Origin of the sequence: Citrobacter sp. Cm038, from assembly GCF_030333105.1 — a bacterium.
Taxonomy (GTDB): Bacteria; Pseudomonadota; Gammaproteobacteria; order Enterobacterales; family Enterobacteriaceae; genus Citrobacter; species Citrobacter murliniae.
On the sequence record NZ_JAOWGO010000025.1, the window covers coordinates 487,928 to 514,200 of the forward strand.

At 51.1% G+C, this 26,273-nt stretch carries 23 protein-coding genes and 2 tRNA genes; 16 read left to right on the forward strand and 9 right to left on the reverse strand.

Features of this window, described 5'->3' with window-relative positions:
• Nucleotides 1–5: 5 nt before the first annotated feature.
• The 4 genes from OGY01_RS21770 to OGY01_RS21785 form a co-directional block, all read right to left on the reverse strand.
• Nucleotides 6–1,460: an AMP nucleosidase gene (locus tag OGY01_RS21770; RefSeq protein WP_045441737.1), complete on the reverse strand. Its 1,455-nt coding sequence runs from the start codon at nucleotides 1,458–1,460 to the stop codon at nucleotides 6–8.
• 118 nt (nucleotides 1,461–1,578) lie between these two features.
• Entirely contained in the window at nucleotides 1,579–2,895 is a 1,317-nt protein-coding gene (gene shiA, locus OGY01_RS21775; protein WP_045441739.1) for a shikimate transporter, read from the reverse strand.
• 217 nt (nucleotides 2,896–3,112) lie between these two features.
• Nucleotides 3,113–3,188 (reverse strand) — tRNA-Asn (locus OGY01_RS21780).
• A 99-nt stretch (nucleotides 3,189–3,287) separates the two neighbouring features.
• The gene (locus OGY01_RS21785; protein WP_286493689.1) at nucleotides 3,288–4,775 is read right to left on the reverse strand and encodes an EmmdR/YeeO family multidrug/toxin efflux MATE transporter; all 1,488 of its coding nucleotides are present in this window, start codon (nucleotides 4,773–4,775) and stop codon (nucleotides 3,288–3,290) included.
• A 160-nt stretch (nucleotides 4,776–4,935) separates the two neighbouring features.
• Here OGY01_RS21785 and OGY01_RS21790 point away from each other — a divergent pair.
• The 10 genes from OGY01_RS21790 to OGY01_RS21835 all read left to right on the forward strand — a co-directional run bounded on the left by OGY01_RS21790 (nucleotide 4,936) and on the right by OGY01_RS21835 (nucleotide 11,638).
• Nucleotides 4,936–5,011, forward strand: a tRNA-Asn gene (locus OGY01_RS21790).
• Between the two features lie 353 nt (nucleotides 5,012–5,364).
• Nucleotides 5,365–5,724: a purine nucleoside phosphoramidase gene (hinT, locus tag OGY01_RS21795; protein WP_045449566.1), complete on the forward strand. Its 360-nt coding sequence runs from the start codon at nucleotides 5,365–5,367 to the stop codon at nucleotides 5,722–5,724.
• Between the two features lie 2 nt (nucleotides 5,725–5,726).
• Nucleotides 5,727–6,101, forward strand: a complete 375-nt coding sequence (locus OGY01_RS21800; RefSeq protein ID WP_045441772.1) for a YcfL family putative periplasmic lipoprotein — start codon at nucleotides 5,727–5,729, stop codon at nucleotides 6,099–6,101.
• A gap of 13 nt (nucleotides 6,102–6,114) precedes the next feature.
• Nucleotides 6,115–6,756, forward strand: a complete 642-nt coding sequence (gene lpoB / locus OGY01_RS21805) for a penicillin-binding protein activator LpoB (RefSeq protein WP_045441778.1) — start codon at nucleotides 6,115–6,117, stop codon at nucleotides 6,754–6,756.
• On the forward strand, nucleotides 6,737–7,561 hold the full coding sequence (gene thiK / locus OGY01_RS21810; RefSeq protein ID WP_048221647.1) for a thiamine kinase: 825 nt from the start codon (nucleotides 6,737–6,739) through the stop codon (nucleotides 7,559–7,561). Before lpoB ends, thiK begins: the two co-directional genes overlap by 20 nt.
• A gap of 10 nt (nucleotides 7,562–7,571) precedes the next feature.
• Entirely contained in the window at nucleotides 7,572–8,597 is a 1,026-nt protein-coding gene (gene nagZ / locus OGY01_RS21815; protein ID WP_286493692.1) for a beta-N-acetylhexosaminidase, read from the forward strand.
• Between the two features lie 21 nt (nucleotides 8,598–8,618).
• Entirely contained in the window at nucleotides 8,619–9,161 is a 543-nt protein-coding gene (ycfP, locus tag OGY01_RS21820) for an alpha/beta hydrolase YcfP (protein WP_003030817.1), read from the forward strand.
• A gap of 237 nt (nucleotides 9,162–9,398) precedes the next feature.
• Entirely contained in the window at nucleotides 9,399–10,703 is a 1,305-nt protein-coding gene (gene ndh / locus OGY01_RS21825; RefSeq protein ID WP_045441784.1) for an NADH-quinone dehydrogenase, read from the forward strand.
• Nucleotides 10,704–10,802: 99 nt separating this feature from the next.
• A complete protein-coding gene (locus OGY01_RS21830; RefSeq protein ID WP_190284556.1) occupies nucleotides 10,803–10,958 on the forward strand; it encodes a hypothetical protein in 156 nt (51 codons plus the stop codon).
• A 140-nt stretch (nucleotides 10,959–11,098) separates the two neighbouring features.
• The gene (locus tag OGY01_RS21835; protein ID WP_045441787.1) at nucleotides 11,099–11,638 is read left to right on the forward strand and encodes a glycine zipper 2TM domain-containing protein; all 540 of its coding nucleotides are present in this window, start codon (nucleotides 11,099–11,101) and stop codon (nucleotides 11,636–11,638) included.
• A 61-nt stretch (nucleotides 11,639–11,699) separates the two neighbouring features.
• On the opposite strand, the gene OGY01_RS21840 is transcribed toward OGY01_RS21835, so the two are convergent.
• Complete coding sequence (locus tag OGY01_RS21840; RefSeq protein ID WP_286493694.1) at nucleotides 11,700–13,886, reverse strand: TonB-dependent siderophore receptor; 2,187 nt, start codon at nucleotides 13,884–13,886, stop codon at nucleotides 11,700–11,702.
• A gap of 249 nt (nucleotides 13,887–14,135) precedes the next feature.
• Nucleotides 14,136–14,771, reverse strand: a complete 636-nt coding sequence (gene comR / locus OGY01_RS21845) for a TetR family copper-responsive transcriptional repressor ComR (RefSeq protein WP_045441792.1) — start codon at nucleotides 14,769–14,771, stop codon at nucleotides 14,136–14,138.
• A 242-nt stretch (nucleotides 14,772–15,013) separates the two neighbouring features.
• Here comR and bhsA point away from each other — a divergent pair, with 242 nt between their 5' ends.
• Nucleotides 15,014–15,271 (forward strand): multiple stress resistance protein BhsA, encoded by a 258-nt coding sequence (bhsA, locus tag OGY01_RS21850; protein ID WP_045449568.1) that lies wholly within the window; start codon nucleotides 15,014–15,016, stop codon nucleotides 15,269–15,271.
• A gap of 85 nt (nucleotides 15,272–15,356) precedes the next feature.
• On the opposite strand, the gene ldtC is transcribed toward bhsA, so the two are convergent.
• The 3 genes from ldtC to OGY01_RS21865 form a co-directional block, all read right to left on the reverse strand.
• Nucleotides 15,357–16,322, reverse strand: coding sequence for a L,D-transpeptidase LdtC (gene ldtC, locus OGY01_RS21855; protein WP_286493696.1), 966 nt, complete (start codon nucleotides 16,320–16,322; stop codon nucleotides 15,357–15,359).
• A gap of 147 nt (nucleotides 16,323–16,469) precedes the next feature.
• Nucleotides 16,470–19,916: a transcription-repair coupling factor gene (mfd, locus tag OGY01_RS21860; protein WP_286493697.1), complete on the reverse strand. Its 3,447-nt coding sequence runs from the start codon at nucleotides 19,914–19,916 to the stop codon at nucleotides 16,470–16,472.
• A gap of 117 nt (nucleotides 19,917–20,033) precedes the next feature.
• On the reverse strand, nucleotides 20,034–21,098 hold the full coding sequence (locus OGY01_RS21865) for an acyltransferase family protein (RefSeq protein WP_045441800.1): 1,065 nt from the start codon (nucleotides 21,096–21,098) through the stop codon (nucleotides 20,034–20,036).
• A 260-nt stretch (nucleotides 21,099–21,358) separates the two neighbouring features.
• Between OGY01_RS21865 and lolC the strand changes: the two genes are divergently transcribed.
• Genes lolC through cobB form a run of 5 tightly spaced genes read left to right on the forward strand, consistent with a single transcriptional unit; the run spans nucleotide 21,359 to nucleotide 26,263 of the window.
• On the forward strand, nucleotides 21,359–22,558 hold the full coding sequence (lolC, locus tag OGY01_RS21870) for a lipoprotein-releasing ABC transporter permease subunit LolC (protein WP_200042088.1): 1,200 nt from the start codon (nucleotides 21,359–21,361) through the stop codon (nucleotides 22,556–22,558).
• Entirely contained in the window at nucleotides 22,551–23,252 is a 702-nt protein-coding gene (lolD, locus tag OGY01_RS21875) for a lipoprotein-releasing ABC transporter ATP-binding protein LolD (protein WP_045441805.1), read from the forward strand. The genes lolC and lolD overlap by 8 nt, the downstream gene beginning before the upstream one ends.
• Nucleotides 23,252–24,496: a lipoprotein-releasing ABC transporter permease subunit LolE gene (gene lolE / locus OGY01_RS21880; RefSeq protein ID WP_045441808.1), complete on the forward strand. Its 1,245-nt coding sequence runs from the start codon at nucleotides 23,252–23,254 to the stop codon at nucleotides 24,494–24,496. Before lolD ends, lolE begins: the two co-directional genes overlap by 1 nt.
• A gap of 18 nt (nucleotides 24,497–24,514) precedes the next feature.
• Nucleotides 24,515–25,426: an N-acetylglucosamine kinase gene (nagK, locus tag OGY01_RS21885; RefSeq protein ID WP_045441811.1), complete on the forward strand. Its 912-nt coding sequence runs from the start codon at nucleotides 24,515–24,517 to the stop codon at nucleotides 25,424–25,426.
• A gap of 15 nt (nucleotides 25,427–25,441) precedes the next feature.
• Nucleotides 25,442–26,263, forward strand: a complete 822-nt coding sequence (gene cobB / locus OGY01_RS21890) for a Sir2 family NAD+-dependent deacetylase (RefSeq protein WP_045441822.1) — start codon at nucleotides 25,442–25,444, stop codon at nucleotides 26,261–26,263.
• Nucleotides 26,264–26,273: the final 10 nt, after the last annotated feature.

A 26,273-nucleotide genomic window follows, 5' to 3' on the forward strand; every position in this document is an offset into this window, starting at 1 on the left:
AGGCCTTAACGGAACGGCGGTTCGTTGAACGTACGTAATTTGCGGGAGTGCAGTCGGTCACCTTCAGCACGAAGGCGGTCGATAGCCCGGATGCCAATCTGCAGGTGCTCAGAAATCGCACCTTCATAAAATCGGTTAGCCTGACCAGGAAGCTTAATTTCACCGTGCAGCGGTTTGTCGGAAACACAAAGCAGAGTGCCGTAAGGGACGCGGAATCTGTAGCCCTGAGCAGCGATAGTGGCGCTTTCCATATCGATAGCTACGGCGCGGCTGAGGTTAAAGCGCAGCGCAGAAGCGGAGTAGCGTAATTCCCAGTTGCGATCGTCGGTCGTAACGACAGTGCCGGTACGCAACCGTTGCTTCACCTCTTCACCGGGCATACCGCTGACCTCTTTGGTGGCGTCATACAGTGCGCGCTGAACTTCCGCTATGCTCGGAATAGGAATGTCAGGAGGCAGTACGGCATCAAGCACATGGTCGTCACGCAGATAGGCGTGGGCAAGAACATAATCACCAATTGCCTGGCTTTCGCGCAGACCACCACAGTGCCCAATCATCAACCAAACATCAGGGCGAAGGACCGCCAGATGATCACAAATGGTTTTAGCGTTAGACGGGCCTACGCCAATATTTACCAGCGTGATCCCCTGGCCGTCGGCGGTGATTAAATGCCAGGCAGGCATCTGGTGTTTTTTCCAGGCAAGGTCGGAGATAGCCTCTTCCGGGGCTTCTGTTTCAGCGGTGATCCAAATCCCTCCCGCACAGGAGAGCGCGATATATGGACTGTCAGGATCGAGGATCTGGCTGCATCCCCAGCGTACGAATTCATCAACATAACGGGTGTAATTGGTGAACAGTACAAAGGGTTGGAAATGTTCAACCGGCGTGCCCGTGTAGTGACGCAGTCGTGCCAGCGAAAAATCTACCCGTCGGGCGTCGAAATGTGACAGTGGGGAGAATTCCGCCGGATGATAAGTCCCGTCTGCGGTTTCATCGCCAATCTGTGACAGCTCGGTGGTAGGGAAATGACGCGTTAATCCGGCACTCATCGATCGATCAAGTGTCAGTTCAGAACCGTCAATCACATAAGGATAGGGGATTTCGTGCTGCGATGGCTCGACGGAGATGTGAGCATCATAATCTTGATACAGCAGCGTCAGCTGTTCTTCAAGATAAGGGCGAAAGAGCGACGGGCGGGTAATGGTCGTGGTATAGCAACCAGCATGAGTAAAACGTCCGTAAGCGCGAGTTTTTGGTGGATTGGTGGCGCTGCCATCCCAGGTTACAGAAAGTGAAGGGTAAACAAAAAGACCTTTATCTCGGGCGATTACATCAGGAAGTGTCCCGGTATCAATGTACTTGCCAATGGCGCTACGCAGAGCCTTAACTGATTGCTCATACAATGCGTCCAGTTTATCCAGCGCCTGAGCCGGGGTCAGGCTGGAGCCCTTATTGTTCATGTCTGTCTCCTTGTTCCACAGATGTGCTGCTCTCCCGATAGTATGTCACAGGAATGTGAAACAAAAGTCAGACGTTGAGGAAGAAAATGCGAAGACCAGATGGTCTTCGCGAAAAGACTTAACCGTGCTGCTTATCTCTCATCATTATTGCTGTGGCAGCAGAAATCAGACAACCCGCCATCAGGTAAATGGCTACACTGTGCCAGTCTCCGCCGGAGAACGTGACCAGTGCTGCAGCAATAAACGGGGTAAAGCCGCCGCCAACCACGCTGGCGACCTGATAGCCAACTCCTGCGCCACTGTAACGGTAGCTTGCGCCAAACAAGCCGGTAAACATGGGTTGCTGGACACAGACCACCATGTCGTGGGCGATGTTTGCCAGCATAATCGCGAAAAATACGATCCAGAAGATTGACTGTGCTTCCAGGGCCATAAAGAACGGGAAGGCGCTGAGTGTGCCGACCAGCGCTCCGGTAATGTAGACCCGGCGACGACCAAAGCGGTCGGCAAGCCAGGCAAAGCAGGGGATAGTCAGACAACTTAGCCCACCTACCAGCAGCCCGATATTGAGAAACAATTCGCGTGGTAGTCCCAGATTTTGGGTGGAGTAGTTGAGTGCAAAAGCGGTGACTATATACATCGTCAGCAGTTCACAAAGGCGCAGGGCAATAATTTTTAAAAATGCCCCCGGGTGGCGGGTTAGCGCTTCGATGACCGGCAGTCGTTTTTTTGCCTGCGGTGGTTCTTGTTTTTGCAGCTCGAACTCTGCGGACTCTTCCATTCTGTTACGCATCCACAATGCGCCCAGAACTAATACGATGCTGAACAGGAACGGAATACGCCAGCCCCAGCTCAGGAACTGTTCATCAGTCGTTTGCGAGCTAATCAGCGAGACTAACCCTGTAGAGAGCAGCAAGCCGACACCGTAACCCACCTGAACGCCGCTGCTGTAGAACGCTTTTTTATTTTTTGGGGCACTTTCGACGGAAAGTAATGCCGCGCCGCCCCATTCACCGCCGACGGCGAATCCCTGAACGGCGCGCAGTGTCACCAGTAAGATGGGGGCCCACCAGCCGATGGTGTCAAAAGAGGGGATAATGCCAATCAACGCAGTGGCAATCCCCATCATCCAGACGGTGAGCATCAGCATGCGCTTACGGCCAAGGCGATCGCCGAAGTGCCCGAATATTATTCCACCCAATGGGCGGAACAGAAATCCGACACCAAAGGTGGCGAACGCGGCGAGCGTACCCATCGCGGGACTTATCTGTGGAAAAAACTCGCGATTGAAGACCAGTGCGGCAGTGATGCCATAAAGCAGAAAATCATACCAGTCGACCACGGCACCAGCGAAGCTACCGAGTGCTGCGCGTCGGGCGCGGTTAAGCGAAGATGTGTCCTCCTGGGGACCCGTGGAGATGAGGGTGGAATCCATAGTTATCCTGTCTGTACTGATTTCTAATTATTAGTATTGGAATAAGGTTACGCACATTGCAGTCGATATATTAACGACTGTTATGAGACTACCGCGACAGACGGGAAGAGAAAACGATTTTATCCCTTATAACGGGGCAAGATGAAAAATAAGACGAAAGGAAAAACAGAAAAACAAAAAGCCCGCTTAAGTTTCCTTAAGCGGGCTTTTCTAAATATGGCTCCTCTGACTGGACTCGAACCAGTGACATACGGATTAACAGTCCGCCGTTCTACCGACTGAACTACAGAGGAATCGTGTGAACGGGGCGAATATTAGCGATGCCGGTCAGCGTTGTCAAAGCCTGAATGTAGAAACGCGATCGTTTGCTGAAATATTCTTCATTTCGCCGTTTATTCAGACGCAACGGGTTGTTTTATACACTTTTCACGTTCCTGGCGTGGATATTTCCACAGCCATCGACCGGTGACCATTCGCCAGTAAAATAGCGCGGCGCGGACCGCCCAGTCGAAGAACATCCCCATCCAGACGCCGACCACTCCCCATCCTAATACGATCCCTAGGGTATAACCTGCTACAACACGGCAGCCCCACATACCCAGCATGGAAACCCACATAGCAAAACGTGCATCACGCGCTCCCTTAAAACCAGCGGGAAGGACCCAGGATGCTGCCCATATCGGCATAAATGCCGCATTGAGCCAAATCAGTATGACTATGACCTCTTTTACGTCCTGATCGTGGGTATAAAACGAGGCCATGACACCGGCAAACGGTGCAGTCAGCCAGGCGATGGCAGTTAAACCGATTGTGGATAACCAAAATACGTGTCGCAACTGAATTTCTGCCTGGGCAATCTGCCCATTACCCAGGCGTCTGCCGGTAATGATGGTGGATGCGGATCCTAATGCGTTTCCCGGCAGGTTAATCAGAGCCGCAATAGAAAATGCGATGAAGTTACCGGCAATAACGCTGGTACCCATACCCGAGACAAACATTTGAGTTAATAGCTTGCCACCGTTAAACAAAACGGATTCGATACTTGCAGGAATACCTATCCCCATCACCTCCCAGATAATGGCGAGATTTAACGGCTTAAAATAACTTTTCAGTGAAATACGCAGCGCTGGGTTAAAACCAATCATCAGCACCCAGATAATGGCGATAGCACCAATGTAGCGGGAAATCGTTAACCCAAGACCTGCGCCTACAAATCCCAGCCCTTGCCAGGAAAAAATGCCGTAGATCAGGATGCTACTGATGATGATATTCAGTATATTCATGCCGCCGTTAATCAACAGCGGTATCTTGGTATTCCCGGCCCCACGCAGTGCTCCGCTACCGATCAATGCAATGGCTGCTGCCGGATAACTGAGCACCGTTAATTCCAGATAGGTCAGCGCCAGTGCCTTTACTTCGGGAGTCGCTTCACCGGCGACAACATTAATAATCTGCTCGCCAAAATAATGAATCACCGCTGCCAGCACGATGGCAAAAATCGTCATGATTACCAGTGACTGTCTGGCGGCAGCTCTGGCCCGTCGGCGATCGCGTTTCCCAAGGCTAAAAGCAACGACCACCGTCGTGCCAAGATCGATAGCGGCGAAAAACGCCATGATAACCATATTGAAACTGTCGGCGAGTCCGACACCCGCCATTGCTTCCTTACCCAACCAGCTAACAAGGAAAGTACTCAGTACTCCCATCAATAATACGCAGGTATTTTCCAGAAAAATGGGAATGGCTAAAGGAGTGATTTCACGCCAAAAGAGTACTTTGTAACTCTTGCGTTTGGCATACCAGGGCGTACGGGAAACGACCTGACGTAAGGCAGCGGACACGTTCAAAGTGGACCTTAATGAAGAAAGTTGAAACCTCATTTCAAATGATGAGGGAGAATCAAAAAAGCTGCAAAGTTTTTTCCATATAAAATGTCTGTAAATGCAACAAACTGTCGAGAGAAGCACCAATTGATACTCAATGAAGGAAATGGGGTTTGACAAAAGATTTTTCGCCGCTAAGATAAGCCTCCACAACGATTCCTCTGTAGTTCAGTCGGTAGAACGGCGGACTGTTAATCCGTATGTCACTGGTTCGAGTCCAGTCAGAGGAGCCATATTTAAGAAGCCTGCTTAGGAAACTAAGCAGGCTTTTTGTTTTTTAGCGTTTACATTTCTCTGCCTGGGTAAGCGTTAACGTCAGCTTTAGTCCCCCGTATTTTGGCTATGAGTGCAAAATCCACCCGATGAGCAGGTGGAATTTTTGCCAGTATGAAATATTGTTTCAGTACTATGTCTGAGCAATAGCAACGGGAAATGGTTATAAGAGCAGCATAAGGAAAACTTTTTGCTTAAAAAATCGAGGGTTAAAGTTGAAAGAGCGTGAGTAACTCACTCATACTCTATACTCGCAGAGTAGCTCGGCGTAGCATGGCACAACGAAGGGCTCTTAATGAAAAAGGAAAACGTCGTGGCAGAAGAAACTATATTCAGCAAAATTATTCGTCGTGAAATCCCCTCAGATATCGTGTACCAGGACGAACTGGTCACAGCGTTTCGCGATATTGCACCTCAGGCGCCTACGCATATCCTGATTATTCCAAATGTCCTGATCCCAACCGTTAATGATGTTACGGCTGAACATGAGCAGGCGTTGGGGAGAATGATCACGGTCGCGGCGAAGATCGCTGAGCAGGAAGGCATTGCCGAAGATGGATATCGTTTGATCATGAATACCAACCGCCACGGGGGTCAGGAGGTGTATCACATTCATATGCATCTACTGGGTGGGCGTACTCTTGGTCCAATGCTTGCGCATAAAGGTCTTTAATAATGACCAGAGGATGCTTAGTGCTGTCACTGGGGGTGCTGTTACTGGCAGGCTGTCGTTCACATCCTGAAATTCCGGTGAGTGATGAACAGTCGCTGGTGATGGAATCAACGATACTGGCTGCAGGTATAACAGCAGAACAGCCTGCGTTAACCACGTCTGATATTCAGCCCTCTGCATCCTCACGACTCTATAACGAAAGACAAGAACCCGTTACCGTTCATTATCGGTTTTACTGGTATGACGCCAGAGGGCTGGAGATGCACCCTCTGGAAGCGCCACGCAGCGTCACTATCCCGGCACGTTCGTCGGTGACTCTGTACGGCAGCGCCAATTTTCTGGGGGCGCACAAGGTTAGACTTTATCTTTATTTGTAAGGGGTGAATCTTGATGATCAAAATGAATCGCTACGCATTGATTGCCGCGCTGGCGATATTTCTCTCTGGTTGTGTGGCGCAACGAGAGCCAGCGCCGGTAGATGAAGTCAAACCGGTGCCGGAGCAGCCCGAGCAACCGCAACAGCCGGTACCGGTTGTCCCAACGGTGCCAACCATACCGCAGCAGCCTGGTCCGATTGAACATGAGGATCAAACGGCGCAGCCGACGCCCCGGGAACGTCATTATGACTGGAATGGCGCAATGCAACCGATGGTGGCGAAAATGCTGCAGGCTGATGGCGTCAAAGCTGGAGGTGTCTTGCTGGTCGACAGCGTGAATAATCGCACCAATGGTTCTCTCAACTCTGGTGACGCAACCGAAACATTGCGTAATGCGCTGGCGAATAACGGCAAATTTACCCTGGTCTCGGCACAACAATTGTCGCTGGCGAAGCAACAATTAGGTTTATCACCACACGACAGCCTGGGTACGCGCAGTAAAGCCATTGGTATTGCCCGTAATGTAGGAGCGCAGTATGTGCTGTATTCCAGCGCTTCCGGCAACGTCAATACGCCGGCACTGCAAATGCAATTAATGCTGGTACAAACTGGCGAGATAATCTGGTCAGGTAAAGGTGCTGTTCAGCAACAATAACAGACTGACGCGCGACGAGGTTTTGTCGCGCTATTTCCCGCAGTATCATCCCGTCGCGGGCAGCCAAAGCGGCTTGAGCGGCGGGAGCTGTATCATCGAAAATCATCCCCATCGTTTAGTGCTGCGCTGCCATCATGATCCTCACGCGCCCGAGTCCCATTTTTTACGGCACTATCATGCGCTGAAAAAACTGCCCGAAAGTCTTGCTCCCAAACCCCGTTTTTATACACAAGGGTGGATGGCAGTAGACTATTTTCACGGTAAGGTAGAATCCAGATTACCGGAAGCCGACGAACTTGCAGGCTTACTGTATCATCTTCACCAACAACCCCGTCTGGGCTGGCAAATCAGAGTGCTGCCATTACTTGAACAGTACTGGCAGTGTTGTGATCCGGCGCGCCGGACGCCTGGTTGGTTGCGCGTGCTAAAGCGGTTAAGAAAACAACGCGAACCTCGCCCGATACGTCTCGGGCCGTTACATATGGATGTCCACGGCGACAACATAGTGCGCACAGCGTCGGGGCTGCGGTTGATTGACTGGGAATATGCCGGAGACGGTGATATTGCGCTGGAGCTGGCTGCGGTGTGGACCGTTGATGAATCTCAGCACCGGCAACTGGTGAACGCCTATGCTCAGCATGCGCACATTGATCCGGATGCCCTCTGGCGGCAGGTCAGACAGTGGCAACCGTGGGTGATGGTGCTGAAGGCGGGGTGGTTCGAGTATCGCTGGCAGCAAACCAGCGATCGACAATTTATCAGGCTGGCCGATGAAACCTGGCGGCAGCTAACAATGAAAGGATAAGGAGAGCAGTGTGGGTCCAGTAATGTTGGATGTCGAAGGGTATGAGCTGGACGCTGAAGAGCGTGAGATTCTGGCGCATCCGCTGGTGGGTGGGTTGATCCTCTTTACCCGAAATTACCACGACCCGGAACAGTTGCGTGAACTTGTTCGCCAAATCCGTGAGGCATCACGTAATCATCTGGTGGTGGCAGTGGATCAGGAAGGGGGGCGTGTACAGCGTTTTCGTGAAGGGTTTACCCGCCTGCCGGCGGCACAATCTTTTGCTGCACTGCACGGACTGGAAGAGGGAGGCAAGCTGGCTCAGGATGCCGGATGGCTCATGGCCAGCGAAATGATTGCGATGGACATCGACATCAGCTTTGCCCCCGTCCTGGATGTGGGCCATATTAGCGCGGCGATTGGCGAGCGTTCTTACCATGCCGATCCAATAAAGGCGCTGGCAATGGCAACCCGCTTTATTGATGGCATGCATGCCGCGGGCATGAAAACCACCGGTAAACATTTCCCCGGGCATGGGGCGGTGACGGCGGATTCGCACAAAGAGACACCAACCGATCCGCGACCGGAAGCGGAAATTCGCGCCAAAGACATGTCGGTGTTTAAGACGTTAATTACGGAAAATAAACTTGATGCCATTATGCCGGCACACGTGATCTATAGTGAAGTCGATCCGCGTCCGGCGAGTGGTTCCACCCACTGGTTAAAAACGGTGCTGCGTCAGGAGCTTGGTTTTGATGGGGTGATCTTCTCCGACGATCTGTCGATGGAAGGCGCAGCTATCATGGGGAGCTACGCAGAGCGTGGGCAGGCATCGCTTGATGCAGGTTGCGATATGATCCTGGTCTGCAATAATCGTAAGGGAGCGGTCAGTGTGTTAGATAATCTGTCGCCGATCAATGCGGAACGTGTTACACGTTTGTATCATAAAGGTTCATTTTCGCGTCAGGAACTGATGGATTCGGCACGCTGGAAAACGATTAGCGCCCAGCTCAACCAGCTTCATGAGCGCTGGCAGGAAGAAAAAGCAGGTCATTAACGCACGTTTGGTGAGGATGCGATGATTATCTATTTACACGGTTTTGACTCTAACAGTCCGGGAAACCACGAGAAAGTGTTACAGCTGCAGTTCATTGACCCGGATGTCAGACTGATCAGCTACAGTACACGGCATCCTAAGCATGATATGCAGCATCTGCTGAAAGAAGTGGACAAAATGTTGCAGCTTAATGTGGACGATCGCCCGTTGATTTGCGGCGTGGGGTTAGGTGGTTACTGGGCTGAACGAATTGGTTTTCTGTGTGATATTCGGCAGGTCGTGTTTAATCCCAACTTGTTTCCGTATGAGAATATGGAAGGGAAAATCGACAGGCCCGAAGAGTATGCGGACATCGCTACAAAATGCGTGACTAATTTCCGTGAAAAGAATCGCGATCGGTGCCTGGTTATCCTTTCACGCCATGACGAAGCACTGAACAGTCAACGTTCCTCTGAGGAGCTGCACCACTTCTATGAAATTGTATGGGATGAAGAACAAACCCATAAATTCAAAAATATCTCGCCTCATTTGCAGCGAATCAAAGCGTTCAAGACGTTAGGTTAGTTGCCGATTTACGTTGAACAAAGCCAGCCTTCGGGCTGGTTTTTTTGTTGTTAAAGCTAGGGTTGTCTATCTTTTCAGCATCAAAACTTGATACATATCAATTTTGGTATGACCAATGCACCGTTCGTGTTATTCTCAGTCTCGAAGAAGATTTTCATTATCGTAACTTGTTGTTAATTAAAGGCTATGTTAATAACTTTTAATTAACAATTGGTTAATAAATTTAAGGGGGTCACGTTGACTACACCATTAAAAAGAATCGTTATTGTCGGCGGTGGTGCTGGCGGACTGGAAATGGCGACTCAGCTGGGGAAAAAACTGGGGCGTAAGAAAAAGGCAAAAATCACGCTGGTAGACAGAAACCACAGCCATTTGTGGAAACCCTTACTGCACGAAGTGGCGACGGGATCCCTGGATGAAGGCGTTGATGCGCTGAGCTATCTGGCACATGCGCGTAACCACGGCTTCCAGTTTCAGCTTGGCTCGGTTGTAGATATCGATCGTGAAGCGAAGACCATCACTATTGCTGAGCTGCGCGATGAGAAGGGTGATCTACTGGTTCCTGAGCGTAAAGTGCCTTACGACACGTTGGTGATGGCGCTTGGCAGTACGTCCAACGATTTCAACACGCCGGGTGTCAAAGATAATTGCATCTTCCTCGATAACCCGCATCAGGCGCGTCGTTTCCACCAGGAAATGTTGAATCTGTTCCTGAAATACTCTGCGAATCTGGGCGCGAATGGCAAAGTGAATATCGCCATTGTGGGCGGTGGTGCAACAGGTGTAGAACTCTCCGCCGAGTTGCACAATGCGGTAAAACAACTGCATAGCTATGGGTACAAGGGACTGACCAACGAAGCGCTGAATGTGACTCTGGTGGAGGCCGGCGAAAGAATTCTGCCAGCATTGCCGCCGCGGATTTCCAGTGCTGCGCATAATGAACTGACCAAGCTGGGCGTGCGTGTATTGACTCAGACGATGGTGACCAGCGCTGATGAGGGCGGGTTACATACTAAAGATGGCGAGTACATTGAAGCCGATCTGATGGTGTGGGCGGCAGGTATCAAAGCACCAGACTTTATGAAAGACATTGGTGGTCTGGAAACTAACCGCATCAACCAACTGGTGGTGGAGCCTACTCTGCAAACCACACGCGATCCGGATGTTTATGCTATTGGTGACTGTGCTTCCTGCGCACGCCCGGAAGGTGGCTTTGTTCCACCGCGCGCTCAGGCTGCTCATCAGATGGCTTCCTGCGCGATGAACAATATTCTGGCGCAGATGAATGGCAAGCCGCTGAAAGCGTATCAATACAAAGACCACGGCTCTCTGGTTTCCCTCTCCAACTTCTCTACCGTGGGTAGCCTGATGGGGAACCTGACGCGCGGTTCGATGATGGTGGAAGGGCGTATTGCGCGCTTTGTGTATATCTCACTGTACCGTATGCACCAGATTGCGTTGCATGGTTACTTCAAAACCGGTCTGATGATGCTGGTTGGCAGTATTAACCGTGTGATTCGTCCGCGTCTGAAATTGCATTAAAATATCAAATAACCGGGCCACATAGTGGCCCGGTAGACGTTTTTCAGCTCCTGCCCTCCTACTATATTATTGCAACCTGGCCTTCCTTGAGATCCAATAGTGAACCTGACCGATGAGCCGCGCGAGTCGATGAGTCTCTCCACTGAAGTGCTAAGTATGCAGTTTGTATTCTGGCAGATACCGATCACCGGGTTAACCAATGTACCAACCGGAATGGTAGTGGCTGCAGGTTTTTATTCGAACAGCATTATATGACATCCTGTTCTGCGTGATTCAGAACCGTCTGAATCACGCTGCTTTCGCGCTTACCCTCGCTATTTTCATCCCCATTCTGATTGGCATTCCTTACATCCTGTTGCAAAGTTGTTGCTAATAGCAAAAAAGGAGGATGTCCCGTGAATAAATCAATGTTGGCGGGTATAGGGATTGGCGTGGCGGCTGCGCTGGGCGTGGCGGCGGTAGCCAGTCTGAACGTTTTTGAACGTGGCCCACAATATGCACACGTCGTCTCTGCGACGCCGATAAAAGAAACGGTAAAAACGCCGCGTCAGGAGTGCCGTAACGTTACCGTTACCCATCGTAAACCTGTGCAGGATGAGAATCGTATTGCCGGTTCGGTACTGGGCGCTGTTGCGGGTGGTGTTATCGGTCATCAGTTTGGTGGTGGACGAGGTAAAGACATTGCGACCGTCGCTGGTGCTTTAGGTGGCGGTTATGCTGGTAACCAGATCCAGGGTTCAATGCAGGAAAACGATACATACACCACCACACAGCAGCGTTGTAAAACGGTGTATGACAAGTCGGAAAAAATGCTTGGTTACGACGTAACGTACAAAATTGGCGATCAGCAGGGCAAAATCCGGATGGATAAAGATCCTGGTTCGCAAATTCCACTGGATAACAATGGCCAGTTGGTTCTGAATAACAAAGCGTAAAAAAGCTTTACTCTGCACATCAATTAGCCCCCCAATCGCTCAGGCTGGGGGGCTTTTTTTATCAGAAGGTTAAGGCATAGTTCAGACCAAAGGTGCGACCGCGACCTTTGTATTCATAGAGTGAAGGGCTACCGTAGGTTGGGCTGTAAAGTAACGGTGCACGTTGTCCCCAAAGTGTGGTGTACTCTTCATTCAGCAGGTTTTCAACGCTGAAGGTCAGTTTACCCAGCGGGAGCTGATAGCTGCCTATGAAATCCATGGTGTTATACCCGTCCAGCTTGTTGCCGCTGGCGTCGCTCAGGTCAAATGTCTGCTGACTCTGTATACGTAACGACCACGGTTCAGGCGCCCAGCCGACCCAGGCGGTTGCTTTTGATGGCGAGGCCAGTGTGACGTCCCACTTCTGCCATTTGCCGTTCTGTTTGACTTCCGATTTGATGATATTGAAGTTACTTCCCAGGCTCCAGTCAGTGTCAGCAATGAAATAATCCACGGCACCTTCGAGGCCATATATCCGGCGATCGTCTGGTTGTACGTTAATGGTCATATCGCTGCGGTTAATGACAATCGACTTATCCGAGGTAGAGTAGTAGGCCGCCAGTTGAGTGCGCAGGCTATCACCGGTGTAGCGCCAACCCAGTTCGAAAGAGTTTACCTTTATGCCTTCCAGCCGAGAATCTGCCACATTGACACTACGCTGGAGTTGATAATGGTCACCGACAAGTGAGTAAGTACCGTTCCCGTAGTATTTTCCCGGATCGGGAAGCTCCACACCCTGAGAGAAATTAAACCACGTCTGCTGACGGTCAGTCAGATGTGCAAGAATGCCCGCATTAAACAGGAAATTATCGTAATCAGTTTTCCCGCCAGGAATCACATCTGCAGAGCGTGCCAGTCCATTAGCAATCCCTTGTTGCTGCGCATAGCCGACAAAATCATCAACCCGGTTTTCGGTCCATTGATAGCGAACGCCGGCACTTAACGTGAAGATGTCGTTTATGTCATAGCTGTTTTGCAGGAAAGGCGCGAAGTTGGTAATGCTGTAACCAGGATAACGCCCGGTGGTATAGGCGGTGCGGTTATCCATGCCGCCAGAGGGCAGGGACCAGGCAAGATCAAAGAATTTCTGGTTGGAGTCGAAGGTTTCATGGTCCGCATCGATACCCCATGTCAGCTCCCAGTTCTCCATCAGTTGGCTATTAAGGGTAATTTTTGCGCCAAATTGATCGGTATCCTGCTGTGATGCGGAGAAACTGGTGACTTTGCCTTTGCTCAGTGTAGGGAAGGGGTAGAATGTCAGAGATTCATCACGGTAGTAAACCTGACTGACCAAATTCTGGCCGAAGAAGTCAGCATCGGAATATTGCAGGCTGATAAGATGACGCTCCGTGCCGGGAATACGGTCGGAACTCAGACCGCTGCTGGTGTAGGCTTTCCCCGTTCCCGTCACCGCCGACATATTCTCGCCCAGATATAATCCGTAATCATCATCCCCCTGGCTTTTATAGTACTGGGTTACCAGTTGTAGTTGACGGTTGTCATCAATCTCTATTGTCCCGGTGCCCATGATGTCGAGACGATCGGAATGCTGAAGGCCGGTTTGAGTGTTATCCAGCATTAAGGCATCGTTGTTGCCGTCATACCAGCCGCCAAATCGTTGATAAGCGACGGACATGCGTCCGGAAGCGTGATCGGTTCCTCCGCTGACAGCTGCGGCGACACGTTCGTCATGATCGTTACTGTTGTTGAAGCCGCTTTTGCTTCCCAGTTCGAGTTCAACTTCGCGTTCTGGCTGGCCTTTTTTGGTGACAATATTGATCAACCCACCGGTACTTCCACCGCCATACAACGACGTTGCACCAGAGATAACCTCGATATGCGCAATATTAAAGGGGTCAATGGAATCCAGTTGGCGGCTGTCGGTACGGGAGGAGTTCAGGCGAACACCGTCAATCAACACAACGATGGCGCGTCCACGCATGTTCATCCCGTAGTTCGTCCGTCCCTGACTGCTGACGTCAATTCCAGGGATTAACTGAGCCAGCACATCTTTGAACTCTTTACCACCCTGAACCTGCTGTTCAATCTCGCTGCCTTCAATGACCCAGGTGGTTTGCGCCATTTCAGCCACAGTTCGCTGGCTACGGTTGGCGCTGACGATGAGATTTTCTTCTTCATTCTGTGCCGCCATTACCGGCAGGGTTAAAGATAATAAGATTGGATTGAGCACCCAAAGACGCTTATTCATTCGCATTCCTTTTAAAAAAGAGTCGGTCTGTTTTTTTTATTGCGGCGTAGAAACCGATAGTTACATTGGGAAATAGATGTTAAAACAAATGCGAATATTGCTGATATTGATTGTGATTATCAATTGTTTTTACAAAAATGTAGCATTAAGGTTATGAAAACAATGATAAAAGTAGGGTGATTCAGAGGGAATCGGGAGCGAGATAAACTCCCGATAATCTTAGAAATGAAAAGTTGCCACGGTAAAGCATTACTCTTTGAGTAATTCAGGCCACAGCCGCAAGGTTGTATGGGTTATCTGCATCAGTTTTTCGAACGTTGCGCCTTCACGGGCACTGATCGACATCCCTTGTAAAATACAGTTCAGAAATTCGGCCAGTTTCTGCGGATCGCAGTGGGCAGGAATTTCACCATGTTCCTGGCGTTGGCAAAGAAACCGGGCAAGCGTCTGTTCCTGCATAGCGTGGCGGGTTTTAACCGTGTGTGCAATGTCACGGGAGGAGGCAGCAAGCGTTGCGGAGGTATTAATCATAAAACATCCCGCAGGTGTGTCCTTGCTGGTGAAACAGGTGGCTATGGCTGTGAAATAGTCTTCCAGTGCAGACTCAAGACTTTTTTCTTCGCAAAAAAGCTGAGCTTCATGTTTTGCCGCAAAACGGCTGATGTAGCGGTCCAGCACGGCGCGAAATAATCCTTCTTTATTGGTAAATTCCGCATACAGCGTGGGCGCTTTAGCACCGGTTGCTTCCACGAGATCGGAGAGCGATGTCGCTTCATACCCGTGCTGCCAGAAGAGTGTCATGGCCTTATCAAGCGCGGCTTCCCTGTCGAACACTTTTGGTCGGCCACGGCTTTTCTTTGTACAACTCGTTGTTTCAGTTGTCATGGTGCCGTCGTACCTGATTGGGTTTATTGAATAACCATTATAAAAATATTCGACCACACTCTCCAGCAGATTCACGATAAAAATAATTCATGGCTATTAGCATGAAAGATAAGGCCTTTATGATTTGTATAACGATCATTATAAAAAATTGTTGACGTGTGACCTGGATCACATCTATGATTTAACTATCGATCGTTAAGTTAATCTTTGCGACGCACATTCATCTGCTAAAGGTCACAATTATGAAAAACGTACAAACACTCCTTCTTGCTACCGTTCTGAGCTCACTTTCATTCGCCAGCTTTGCTGCTGTTGAGGTTCAGGCAACGCCTGCAGACCAACAGAAAGTTGGGACTATTTCTGCTAATGCAGGTACCAACTTAGGTTCTCTGGAAGATCAACTGGCACAGAAAGCTGATGAAATGGGCGCGAAGTCGTTCCGCATTACTTCCGTTACCGGTCCTAACACCCTCCACGGGACTGCGGTTATTTATAAATAAGTTTTAACCCATCGTAATGCCACTGCGATTTAAATAAAAAACCCCGCTGAACAACGTCCAGCGGGGTTTTTTCATGGGTTGTGTTTTACAGTGTCTGCTGAGTAACGTCGTGATGGCGTGTCACGTCGACCGGCATCCCTGAGCGTAGCTCCATCGCATGCTCCATGACGGTCTGGTCCGTTTGCACTGCATTTTTAAAGTTCTGCATTGACGTATTCAGTACGATCGGCAGTACCTGCGGGTCGTCATCTATATTTTTCGACAGCGGTTGGTGCACTTCAACCAGACGCATACCGTTTGGTTCAACAGACGCTTTAATTGGCGTGTTAATGATATTGACCTTTGTTCCAGGAGTTACCTGGCGGAATAAGGTCTCAATATCGCCATCGCGCAGGCGAATACAACCAGAGCTGACGCGCATACCGATACCAAAATCAGCGTTTGTGCCATGCAGCAGATAAACACCACCGTATGCCGCTAAGCGAATGGCATGGTGGCCCATGGGGTTGTCCGGGCCAGCAGGTACCACAGCCGGTAGGTCGATCCCCTGCGCTTTATAACGTGCGCGAATATTAGTGGTTGGCGTCCAGGTTGGGTTGGCTCGTTTATCTGAAATGGTGGTAACCATTGTTGGTGTCAGTGTGTCTCCGCCCAACTGACCGATGCCAATGGGATACACGGTCACCGAATTTTTACCCGGATGATAGTAATAAAGACGCAGCTCAGCGAGGTTAATCACAATGCCTTCGCGCGGTGCATCCGGCAGCAAGGTCTGCAACGGAATAGTCAGCACACTGCCCGCCCGAGGTACGAAAGGATCAACGCCAGGATTCGCCTGTAGCAGAGCTAAAAAACCAACGTTGTATTTTTTCGCAATAGCTTCCAGTGAACCGCCATTATTTTCGACAACGTGAACGGCGTTTTTACCAACCACCTTGCTTCCGGGAGGAGGTAGCGGCCAGGTATTTGCCTGAGCCGGAAGGGCCAAAACCATGGTTGCGGCGAGCGTAACAAATGTGAACCAGCGAGAGATAGATATATTGTTTAACATCACCATAAATCCATTGTTTTTACGTGGTTATTGTTATGTAAAAGTAAACAGGAATTATGGCGGTTTGCTCTGTCGGGAAGTGCAGGGAAGTGCAAAGAGTTTGTAAATACCGGGTCGGGTGAGCGTTGTTCTCACCCGACCCGCCGTTTACGCTACCGCGTTCTCTTCAAGCTGGCGCATAAACTGACGCACCCATTCGATGCGTTTTTTTCGCTCGCTCAGTTCCTGCATGAATTTCAGACGGGTAGGGCCATCCAGACGGAAATGTTGCGGCTGTTTTTGCAATAGTCCAATCAACCAGACCGGGTTGACGTGGTTTTTCTCTGCAAACTCAATCGTGCCACCTTTTTCATTTCCCTCGAGTTTTCTGATACCCAGTTTCTGTGCCTGCTGGCGTAAACGGGCGACATCCAGCAATGTCCTGGCCGGATCGGGCAGCAGACCGAAACGGTCGATCAGCTCGACCTTGATCTCTTCCAGCTCATTTTCGTTCTTCGCACTGGCGATGCGTTTATAGAACGACAGTCGTGTATTAACATCGGGAATGTAGTCATCCGGTAGCAGCGACGGTACCCGTAATTCCACTTCAGTTTGCTGACTGGTGAGATCTTCCAGCGACGGTTCCCGGCCTTCTTTCAGAGCATCGACAGCGTTTTCCAGTAGTTCCATGTACAGCGAGAAGCCGATGGTTTCCATTGAGCCACTCTGGTCTTCACCCAGCAGTTCACCCGCACCGCGAATTTCGAGGTCGTGAGTTGCCAGCGCAAATCCGGCACCCAGATCTTCCAGTGAGGCGATAGCTTCAAGGCGTTTTTGGGCATCAGTCGTCATTGCTTTCGGATGCGGTGTCAACAGCCAGGCGTAAGCCTGGTGGTGCGAACGCCCGACGCGACCGCGTAACTGGTGTAACTGTGCCAGCCCAAAATGGTCTGCGCGCTCGATAATAATGGTGTTGGCGGTTGGGATGTCGATTCCGGTTTCAATAATGGTGGTGCACACCAGCACGTTAAAGCGCTGGTGGTGGAAATCGTTCATCACGCGTTCCAGTTCCCGCTCGCGCATTTGTCCGTGTCCAATGGCAATGCGCGCTTCAGGCACCAGCTCCGCCAGCCGATCGGCAGTTTTCTGGATATTCTCGACATCGTTGAACAAATAATAGACCTGACCACCGCGCAGAACCTCACGCAGGATTGCTTCACGTACCACCAGATTGTCATACTCACGAACAAAGGTTTTAACCGCCAGGCGACGGGCAGGAGGTGTAGCGATAATCGACAGATCGCGCATGCCGCTCATTGCCATATTGAGGGTTCGCGGGATGGGTGTTGCCGTCAGCGTCAGAATATCTACGTCAGCGCGCATCGCTTTAATGCGCTCTTTATGTCGTACGCCGAACCGGTGCTCTTCATCGACGATAAGCAGGCCCAAATCTTTTAGCTTCACATCACTTTGCAGCAGTTTGTGAGTACCAATCAGGATATCGATTTTCCCCTCAGCGACCTGTTCGAGAATTTGCGCCTGCTCTTTGGCACTGCGGAAACGGGATAGCATCTCAATGCGTACTGGCCAGTTGGCAAAGCGGTCGCGGAAGTTGTCAAAGTGCTGCTGGGCGAGCAGGGTGGTCGGTACCAGCACGGCGACCTGTTTGTGGTTCTCTACGGCAAGGAATGCAGCACGCATCGCCACTTCGGTTTTACCAAAGCCCACATCGCCACAGACCAGTCTGTCCATTGCCAGTGGCTGACACATGTCGCTGAGTACAGCGTTAATGGCCTGGGCCTGATCCGGTGTGGTCTCAAACGGGAAGCTGTCACAGAACAACTGATACTGTTCACGATCATGCTTAAAGGCAAAACCTTCTTTTGCGGCGCGTTGGGCGTAGATATCCAGCAGTTCTGCTGCGACATCGCGAACTTTCTCGGCGGCTTTCTGACGGGCACGCGACCAGGCATCGCCGCCAAGTTTATGCAGTGGCGCATTCTCTTCCGCACCACCGGCGTAGCGGCTAATAAGATGTAACGACGACACCGGTACATACAGTTTGGCGTCATTGGCGTAGGTGAGCATCAGATACTCACCAGTGATACCGCCGGCTTCCAGGGTGGTCATACCGGCATAGCGTCCCACGCCGTGTTCAAGATGCACCACCGGCTGACCAGGGTGCAGTTCAGCGAGGTTACGGATTAATGTGTCCGGGTTGATGGTGCGGCGCGAGTCCTGACGGCGACGCGCCACTCGCTCACCGAGAAGATCGCTTTCGCAGATCAGCGCCAGATTCCGGTTGCTGTCGATGAACCCGTGTTCCGCTGAGCCAATCATCAGATAGCGACCGGCATCGACCGCTTCATCGAGGCGTAAAATACGTTTTGGAGCAATCTTGATGCGGGCGAGAAGGTCGCCAAGCGCTTCACGGCGTCCTTCACTTTCAACCGAGAAAATCACCGGGCCATCAAATGATTCGAGAAATTTACGTAACGCATCCAGTGGTGCTTTTTGCTGCGCTTGTACCGCCAGGTCCGGGAGCTTCTTGAATCCCAGGTTGGTATTTGCAGCTTTTTTCGGCAAGCTCTCAGTTTTGAGCTGAACGCGTGGCCAGCGTTTAAGCTCAGAGAACAGCTCATCCACGCGTAACCACAATGATTCCGGCGGCAGAAGAGGGCGCATCGGATCGACGCCCCGGTTTTCGAAGCGCGATAGCGTATCGACCTGAAAGCGTTCTGCGCTGGTCTCTAAATCGCCAGTATTCACCAGCAGCGTATTTGCGGGGAAGTAGCTGAAAAGCGGCGGCAGCGGTTCGCTGAAAAACAGCGGCTGCCAGTATTCGATCCCGGCAGGCAGCGTGCCTTTACTGACCTGCTGGTAAATATGCTCCGCGTCGCGTTTAACTTCAAAAGTATCGCGCCACTGGCTACGGAACAGCTCGATGGCCGTTTTATCCGTAGGGAATTCGTGTGCGGGTAATAAGTTAATAGCGTCGACTTCTTCCAGTGTGCGTTGAGTATCTGTATCAAACAGACGCAAACTGTCAATTTCATCATCAAAGAAATCAAGGCGGTAAGGCAGTTCACTGCCCATCGGAAACAGGTCCAGTAACGCGCCGCGTGTGGCATATTCGCCGTGTTCCATGACCTGGTCAACGTGGCGATAACCTGCGCTGTCCAGTTGCTCACGCAGGGCATCGCGCGACAGGCGTTGGCCTTTTTTCATCACCAGTGCATGGCCGTGCAGATAGCTGTGTGGGCACACGCGCTGCATCAGAGTGTTTACCGGCACAATCAGTACACCGCGCTGCATGGAAGGCAGTTGATACAATGTAGAGAGCCGTGAGGAGATGATTTCCTGATGAGGGGAAAAACTGTCGTATGGGAGTGTTTCCCAGTCTGCAAGGTTCATCACCATCTGGTCGGTGAACTGACGAATTTCATCATGCAGGCGCAGGGCATTTTGCATGTCCGGCGCGATGAGCACCACCGGACCAGCGTGGTGCTCGGCGATTTCTGCCACCAGCGTAGCGCAGGCGGCACCGGTAAGTTCACCTAACTGGCCCTGATCGCCAGCTTTCGCTGGGAGCGTATAACGATGTTGTTCAGGCATAACGGTTGTCAGGATCTCGTTTAGATATACGTCTGATAAGCAATGTTCTTTATTATCCGTGATCGTTTCTCATAAGCAAATTGAATCGCCCCCAAATGGGGGCAAAAAACGGTGAGGTTAGCGGGTGACGGTCGCCAAAGTCGGCGGGGAAAAAAGCAGATCGGCCACGGCTTTCTGCGAAAACTTTCGCACTATAAGTCCGGCGAGGGTGCACAATAACAAACTGGCAAACGGATAAATGAGTAACACAGCCAGTTCCACTTTTGCAGGCCATGCGGCGTGATTCAGTTTGGGGATTAGCGTTAAGCTGAACGCCTCGACCAGGATACGGTGCGTGGTGTAGATAGCGATGGTGTTCGCGCCAATCACACTTAATAGACTGTTGGCCCGCATGCCAAAGCGCTGCTCGAACTGATAAAACATTTTCATAATAAGCACAATGGAGAGCAGTGACAGTAGCAGCGAAACATTTGCCAGCCAGGCCATGACGGACAGTAAGGCGGTAAATGTAAATATCAGAGCGTGGCGGCCCAGGGGAACTTCTTTAATCCACGCCATCAGCGTTGCGCCAGACCAGGCACCGAGGCTGTAATACGGCAGATTGCGTAATACGCTGTTCATTCCCCACCACGGCGTTGGGAAGAAGTTTATCGCTATACTGAGCAACATCAACAGCGGCAGCAGCGGAAATGCCCAGCGGTTGAAAGTTTTACACAGGATAAAGTAGACCACCAGTGCGTACAGATACCACAGGCTGGTGCTGGCAGTAAGCATGCCACGCGTAAAGTCACGCGCGGAATCGGCATAAGCGGCATTGGCTGCATGGGCCAGGTCGCGTTCCGGGGCCAGCCAGCCATTGAGCGTCGTTAATGCCAGCCATTGCACTATTCCCCACAGTACCAGTACCCAGACAATATTCCAGATCCGCTTATCCACACAGGTGGTCCAGGAGACGCTGTCGATATAACGACGAATGAGATAACCCGAAATAAAGAAAAATACTGGCATCCGAAACGGTGCCAGATACAGGTTGAGGTAAATCCAGCTTTTGGCCAGCATTTCTGCAAGAGGATGCTGAAAAGTGGTGAGATGAGGGTAAAAGGTAATAACTGAGTGGTAAATAACCACCAGACATATACATAACCCTTTGATTTGATTAATCCATAATTCTTTTTGATTCATTGCGACAGCGTATCCATATTGAGTGAGATAGTCTGTCATCCTGCGGATACCGGGGAACGCTGTAATGCGTAACCGTCTGCTTTTTATTTTTTTCAGATTAAGATCAGGGACAAAGAACGATGCGAGGAGAGATAACTATAGTGAATTGATTTGTTTATGCTTTTCAGATTAAAGCTGACGAACACTTACGGTTCAGTCATTTACCCATTCCGCTTTCGCTTATATACTCGTGGCTTTGCTACAGCAACCAGACGGATTTCATGTATCAACCTGTCGCTCTATTCATCGGCCTGCGTTATATGCGTGGGCGTGCAGCTGATCGCTTCGGTCGCTTCGTTTCCTGGCTCTCAACCATAGGCATTACTCTCGGGGTAATGGCACTGGTCACGGTATTGTCGGTAATGAACGGTTTCGAGCGCGAGCTGCAAAATAACATTCTTGGTCTGATGCCTCAGGCCATTCTCTCTTCTGAACAGGGCTCCGTTAACCCGCAACAACTGCCTGAAAAAGCCGTGGTATTGAATGGCGTCAATCGTGTTGCACCGCTGACGACGGGAGATGTCGTCCTGCAAAGTGCGCGCAGCGTTGCTGTTGGCGTTATGCTGGGCATCGACCCGGCGCAAAAAGATCCGCTGACGCCGTATCTGGTCAATGTGAAGCAAACAGATCTCGCACCGGGCAAGTATAATGTCATCCTCGGTGAACAGCTTGCCGGGCAGTTGGGCGTGAACCGGGGTGATCAAATCCGCGTTATGGTGCCGTCAGCCAGCCAGTTCACGCCAATGGGACGTCTGCCAAGTCAGCGTTTGTTCAATGTGATTGGCACTTTTGCCGCCAACAGCGAAGTCGATGGCTACCAGATGCTGACCAATATCCAGGACGCATCACGTCTGATGCGCTATCCAGCGGGCAATATCACAGGCTGGCGTCTGTGGCTGAACGAACCATTGAAGGTCGATACACTGAGTCAGCAAACGCTGCCGCAGGGGACTAAGTGGCAGGACTGGCGTGAGCGCAAAGGCGAGCTGTTCCAGGCTGTGCGGATGGAAAAAAACATGATGGGACTGCTGTTGAGCCTGATCGTGGCTGTCGCGGCGTTCAATATTATTACTTCGCTGGGCCTGATGGTGATGGAGAAGCAAGGGGAAGTGGCAATTTTACAAACCCAGGGGCTAACGCCGCGACAAATAATGATGGTGTTTATGGTTCAGGGGGCCAGCGCAGGTATTATTGGCGCGCTGCTGGGCGCTGTGCTGGGAGCGTTGCTTGCCAGCCAGTTGAATAACCTGATGCCAATTATCGGGACGCTCCTGGATGGCGCAGCGTTGCCGGTCGCTATTGAACCACTACAGGTTATCGTCATTGCGCTGGTGGCAATGGCCATCGCGCTGCTGTCTACGCTTTATCCTTCCTGGCGCGCTGCCGCCACTCAACCCGCTGAGGCTTTACGTTATGAATAAGATCCTGTTGCAATGCGACAACCTGTGCAAACGCTATCAGGAAGGCTCCGTACAAACTGATGTGTTGCACGATGTCAGTTTTTGCGTCGGCGAGGGTGAAATGATGGCGATTGTCGGCAGCTCAGGCTCCGGCAAAAGTACCTTGCTGCATCTGCTGGGTGGCTTGGATACGCCGACGTCAGGCGATGTGATTTTTAGCGGCCAGCCAATGAGCAAACTTTCGTCTGCGGCAAAAGCGGAGTTACGTAATCAGAAGCTCGGTTTTATTTACCAGTTCCACCATCTGTTACCGGATTTTACCGCGCTGGAAAACGTGGCGATGCCTTTGTTAATCGGTAAGAAAAAACCGGCTGAAATTACCGAGCGTGCGCGCGATATGCTGAAAGCGGTTGGGCTGGATCACCGTGCCAGCCACCGTCCTTCTGAACTTTCGGGCGGCGAGCGCCAGCGTGTGGCTATTGCTCGCGCATTGGTGAATAACCCGCGTCTGGTCCTCGCGGATGAGCCGACGGGTAACCTTGATGCGCGCAACGCGGACAGTATTTTCGAGCTTCTGGGAGAACTGAATCGTTCTCAGGGCACGGCATTTCTGGTGGTGACGCACGATCTGCAACTGGCGAAGCGAATGAGTCGTCAGCTTGAAATGCGCGATGGTCGTCTGACGGCTGAACTGAGCCTGATGGGAGCAGAGTAATGGCTTCGCCTTTATCGTTATTGATTGGGCTGCGCTTTAGCCGTGGTCGGCGGCGCGGTGGCATGGTCTCGCTGATTTCCGTTATTTCTACCATTGGTATCGCATTAGGTGTAGCGGTATTGATCGTTGGTTTGAGCGCCATGAACGGCTTTGAGCGCGAGCTGAATAACCGCATTCTGGCGGTTGTTCCGCACGGTGAGATTGAAGCGGTTAATCAGCCTTGGAACAACTGGCAGGAAGCACTGGACAACGTGCAGAAGGTGCCGGGTATTGCGGCAGCAGCACCCTACATCAACTTTACCGGACTGGTGGAGAGTGGGGCGAATTTACGCGCCGTACAAGTGAAAGGTGTTGACCCCAAACAGGAACAGCGTCTGAGTGCGCTGCCTTCGTTTGTGCAAAACCACGCCTGGGACAATTTCAAAGCCGGTGAGCAACAGGTCATTATTGGCAAAGGTATTGCCGATGCGTTGAAGGTGAAACAGGGTGACTGGGTGTCGATTATGATCCCTAACGCCAGTGCCGATCACAAGTTACAGCAACCTAAGCGCGTGCGATTACATGTCACAGGCATTCTGCAACTGAGTGGTCAGCTCGATCACAGCTTCGCTATGATCCCAATGGAAGATGCGCAGCAGTATCTGGATATGGGATCCAGCGTTTCCGGGATCGCCCTCAAGGTTAACGATGTATTTAATGCCAATAAACTGGTCAGAGATGCCGGTGAAGTAACCAATAACTATGTCTACATTAAGAGTTGGATTGGCACCTACGGCTATATGTATCGCGACATACAGATGATCCGCGCCATTATGTATCTGGCAATGGTACTGGTGATAGGCGTCGCCTGTTTTAATATCGTTTCGACGTTAGTGATGGCGGTAAAAGACAAGAGTGGCGATATTGCGGTATTAAGAACGCTGGGCGCTAAAGATGGATTGATTCGCGCCATTTTTGTCTGGTATGGATTGTTGGCGGGTCTGTTTGGTAGCCTGACAGGCGTCGTTATCGGGGTTGTTGTCTCGCTGCAGCTGACGCCGATTATTAACGGGATTGAAGCAATTATCGGTCATCAGTTCCTCTCTGGTGATATCTATTTTATTGACTTCCTGCCATCCGAATTACACTGGCTGGATGTTATTTACGTGCTGGTTACAGCATTATTGCTGAGTCTTTTAGCGAGTTGGTATCCGGCGCGGCGCGCCAGTAATATTGATCCTGCGAGAGTACTTAGCGGCCAGTAAAAATAATAAGGAGCGGTGATGTATTACGGATTTGACATCGGCGGGACTAAAATTGCGCTAGGCGTGTTTGATAACCAACGTCGTTTGCAGTGGGAAATTCGTGTCCCTACGCCACGCGACAGCTATGAGGCTTTCCTGGATGCAGTTTGTAATCTGGTGACGGAAGCCGATCAGCGATTTGGTGTCAAAGGTTCGGTGGGTATTGGTATCCCCGGTATGCCGGAAACTGAAGACGGTACGCTGTACGCGGCTAACGTTCCTGCCGCCAGCGGCAAACCACTCCGCGCCGACCTCAGTGCTCGGCTGGATCGTGATGTTCGCCTGGATAATGATGCCAACTGTTTTGCACTCTCCGAAGCCTGGGACGATGAGTTCACCCAGTATCCCTTAGTGATGGGATTAATCCTCGGCACGGGCGTTGGTGGAGGCCTGATCCTTAATGGGAAATCCATCACCGGACGCAGTTATATCACCGGTGAGTTCGGTCATATCCGTTTACCAGTAGATGCGCTGACGCTGATGGGGTTTGACTTCCCGTTGCGTCGCTGTGGTTGTGGTCAACTGGGATGTATCGAGAGCTATCTATCCGGTGGCGGATTTGCGTGGCTGTATCAGCATTACTACCATCAATCGCTGGATGCCCGCGAAATTATCTCGCTCTGGGAGCAGGGTGATGAGCATGCGCGCGCGCACGTCGAACGCTATCTGGATTTGCTGGCGGTTTGCCTGGGGAATATCCTGACTATCGTCGATCCTGATTTAGTGGTGATTGGTGGTGGTTTGTCGAATTTTACCGCGATAACAACGCAACTGGCAGACCGACTGCCACGCCATCTGCTGCCGGTTGCCCGTGTGCCACGTATTGAACGGGCACGACACGGTGATGCGGGTGGGATGCGCGGGGCCGCTTTCCTACATCTTACCGATTAATACAAAGAGGTTGTTATGCTGTCGCGTCGGGGTCATCGGTTAAGCCGTTTTCGTAAAAATAAACGCCATATGCGCGATCGCCTGCGTCAACGGATCTTTTTCAGAGACGGAGTGGTGCCTGAATTGATGGAAAAACCAAGAGTATTAGTCCTGACTGGAGCGGGGATTTCTGCCGAGTCAGGTATTCGTACCTTCCGCGCTGCGGATGGCCTTTGGGAAGAACATCGGGTTGAGGATGTTGCGACCCCGGAAGGATTTAGTCGTAATCCAGGGCTTGTTCAGTCGTTTTATAACGCTCGCCGCCAACAACTTCAGCAGCCCGAGATCCAACCAAATGCTGCGCATATCGCGCTGGCGAAACTCGAAGAAGAGCTTGGCGACCGTTTTTTGCTGGTGACGCAGAACATCGATAATCTGCATGAACGTGCGGGTAGCCGGAATGTTATCCATATGCATGGCGAGCTGCTCAAGGTACGCTGTTCGCAAAGCGGGCAGATTTTAGACTGGACGGAGGATGTCACTCCGGAAGATAAATGTCATTGCTGCCAGTTTCCGGCACAGCTTCGCCCGCATGTCGTGTGGTTTGGTGAAATGCCTCTGGGTATGGATGAAATCTATATGGCGCTGGCAATGGCGGATGTTTTCATTGCCATTGGCACATCGGGCCATGTCTATCCAGCTGCGGGTTTTGTGCACGAAGCCCGACTGCATGGGGCTCATACGGTGGAGTTAAATCTTGAACCGAGCCAGGTGGGAAGCGAGTTTGAAGAGAAGTATTACGGTCCGGCAAGTCAGGTAGTACCTGAGTTTGTTGAGAAGTTACTGAAAGGGCTGTAAGCGTCTTTTG

Coding starts and splice junctions, on each gene's coding strand:
- shiA (WP_045441739.1), bottom strand. CDS start 2,895: ATGGATTCCACCCTCATCTCCACGGGTCCCCAGGAGGACACATCTTCG.
- mfd (WP_286493697.1), bottom strand. CDS start 19,916: ATGCCTGAACAACATCGTTATACGCTCCCAGCGAAAGCTGGCGATCAG.
- OGY01_RS21865 (WP_045441800.1), bottom strand. CDS start 21,098: ATGAATCAAAAAGAATTATGGATTAATCAAATCAAAGGGTTATGTATA.
- OGY01_RS21840 (WP_286493694.1), bottom strand. CDS start 13,886: ATGAATAAGCGTCTTTGGGTGCTCAATCCAATCTTATTATCTTTAACC.
- cobB (WP_045441822.1), top strand. CDS start 25,442: ATGCTGTCGCGTCGGGGTCATCGGTTAAGCCGTTTTCGTAAAAATAAA.
- lolC (WP_200042088.1), top strand. CDS start 21,359: ATGTATCAACCTGTCGCTCTATTCATCGGCCTGCGTTATATGCGTGGG.
- ldtC (WP_286493696.1), bottom strand. CDS start 16,322: ATGTTAAACAATATATCTATCTCTCGCTGGTTCACATTTGTTACGCTC.
- lpoB (WP_045441778.1), top strand. CDS start 6,115: ATGATCAAAATGAATCGCTACGCATTGATTGCCGCGCTGGCGATATTT.
- OGY01_RS21770 (WP_045441737.1), bottom strand. CDS start 1,460: ATGAACAATAAGGGCTCCAGCCTGACCCCGGCTCAGGCGCTGGATAAA.
- bhsA (WP_045449568.1), top strand. CDS start 15,014: ATGAAAAACGTACAAACACTCCTTCTTGCTACCGTTCTGAGCTCACTT.
- lolD (WP_045441805.1), top strand. CDS start 22,551: ATGAATAAGATCCTGTTGCAATGCGACAACCTGTGCAAACGCTATCAG.
- comR (WP_045441792.1), bottom strand. CDS start 14,771: ATGACAACTGAAACAACGAGTTGTACAAAGAAAAGCCGTGGCCGACCA.
- OGY01_RS21800 (WP_045441772.1), top strand. CDS start 5,727: ATGACCAGAGGATGCTTAGTGCTGTCACTGGGGGTGCTGTTACTGGCA.
- nagK (WP_045441811.1), top strand. CDS start 24,515: ATGTATTACGGATTTGACATCGGCGGGACTAAAATTGCGCTAGGCGTG.
- ycfP (WP_003030817.1), top strand. CDS start 8,619: ATGATTATCTATTTACACGGTTTTGACTCTAACAGTCCGGGAAACCAC.
- lolE (WP_045441808.1), top strand. CDS start 23,252: ATGGCTTCGCCTTTATCGTTATTGATTGGGCTGCGCTTTAGCCGTGGT.
- OGY01_RS21785 (WP_286493689.1), bottom strand. CDS start 4,775: ATGAGGTTTCAACTTTCTTCATTAAGGTCCACTTTGAACGTGTCCGCT.